The sequence below is a fragment of the Streptomyces sp. SID5910 genome, assembly GCF_009862125.1.
Classification (GTDB): Bacteria; Actinomycetota; Actinomycetes; order Streptomycetales; family Streptomycetaceae; genus Streptomyces.
The window spans coordinates 1-1,116 of record NZ_WWHX01000115.1 but is presented as its reverse complement, the minus strand read 5'-3'; the positions used below and the strand labels follow the sequence as shown (position 1 = coordinate 1,116).

At 76.6% G+C, this 1,116-nt stretch carries 1 protein-coding gene and 1 pseudogene; one reads left to right on the top strand and one right to left on the bottom strand.

Annotated elements, in window-relative coordinates; genetic code table 11:
- Positions 1–210: 210 nt before the first annotated feature.
- Positions 211–840 carry an SAV_6107 family HEPN domain-containing protein gene (locus tag GTW67_RS03865; RefSeq protein WP_161163375.1) on the bottom strand — a complete coding sequence of 210 codons (630 nt, stop codon included), beginning with the start codon at positions 838–840 and terminating at the stop codon, positions 211–213.
- Between the two features lie 186 nt (positions 841–1,026).
- On the opposite strand from GTW67_RS03865, the pseudogene GTW67_RS03860 reads away from it, so the two are divergent.
- A pseudogene (locus GTW67_RS03860) lies at positions 1,027–1,116 on the top strand (TetR/AcrR family transcriptional regulator); the annotation flags it as partial.

Here is a 1,116-nt window from a genome sequence, read left to right as displayed (position 1 = left end):
GCATCGGGTCCGACACGGCAGTTGTCTCCTCGGCGCGGCACCGCCTCTGGCAGGGGCGGAGCGAACGGGCTGCCTCCCCGGCCCGGGTGCGGGAAGGGGCAGGCTTCAGGCGTCTCCCACCCTATGGCCTCCGGTGCGCCGGCCGGTCACTCCGGGTACCCGCCGCCGGCCGCCGCCGGCGCGGCCGGCGTCCCCCGCGGACCGGCGCGTTCACCCCGCGTCGGGCAGCTCACGTCCCCCGCCGTCCGGTGCCGGGCCCGGGAGGCCCGTCTCCGGGCGGTCCAGGTCCGGCCGGTCCGGGTCCGGGCGGCCCGGGTCCGGGGTCTCCGTGTCGGCGCGGGGCTGGGGCAGGACCGGCTGGAGGACGAGCATCCGCTCCACGATGCGCAGGAACATCGACACGTCGCGTATCAGGTCGTCGGCGTCCCGGCTGCCCGCCGCTCCCTGGATGCCCGCCTCGGCGCGGGCCCGGCGCCGGGCGCCGGAGGCGAACAGCGCGCTCCAGTCGGCGAGCTCGGGCGCGATCTCGGGGAGCACTTCCCAGGCGCTCCGGATACGGGCCCGGGCCCGCGGGGTGGTCTCGGGCCGGCCGCGCGCCGCGAGCACGGCGGCGGCGGTGCGCAGGGCGGCGAGGTGGGCCGTCGCGTACCGCTCGTTCGGTGTTTCGAGGACGGTGGCCTCCTCCAGTCCGGCGCGGGCCTGGGCGAGCAGGTCGAGGGCGGCGGGCGGGGCGGATGTCCGGCGCAGCACGGGGTGCACGTCGCTCGCCGGACCGTTCAGTGAGGGGGCAGGGCCGGCTGCGCGGGGCCGCCGGGCGGCGGCTGCGGACGAGTGGGCCATGACGATCCTCCTGTCGTCTCCGTGACGGCACGTCCGGGCAGGAGGTGCCGTATGTGCCCATCGTGCGGTATGCCACTGACAATCCGTTCCGACCTGGCCTTTTGGGGCGATCGTGTGTTCGGTTCCGGGTGGGTCGCGGAGCCCTGCGGTCACCGTGCGGGGCGGGGTGCTGTGAGAATCGGGACCATGGAAAGCAGCAGCACCCCCTCGCCGGGCAGCAGCCGGCGCGAGGCCACCCGGCAGAAGCTCTACGAGGCGGCCGTGACCCTCATCGCC

What these genes read in the sequence shown, in the direction of transcription:
- GTW67_RS03865 (WP_161163375.1), bottom strand. Translation starts at nt 840, where the DNA reads ATGGCCCACTCGTCCGCAGCCGCCGCCCGGCGGCCCCGCGCAGCCGGC.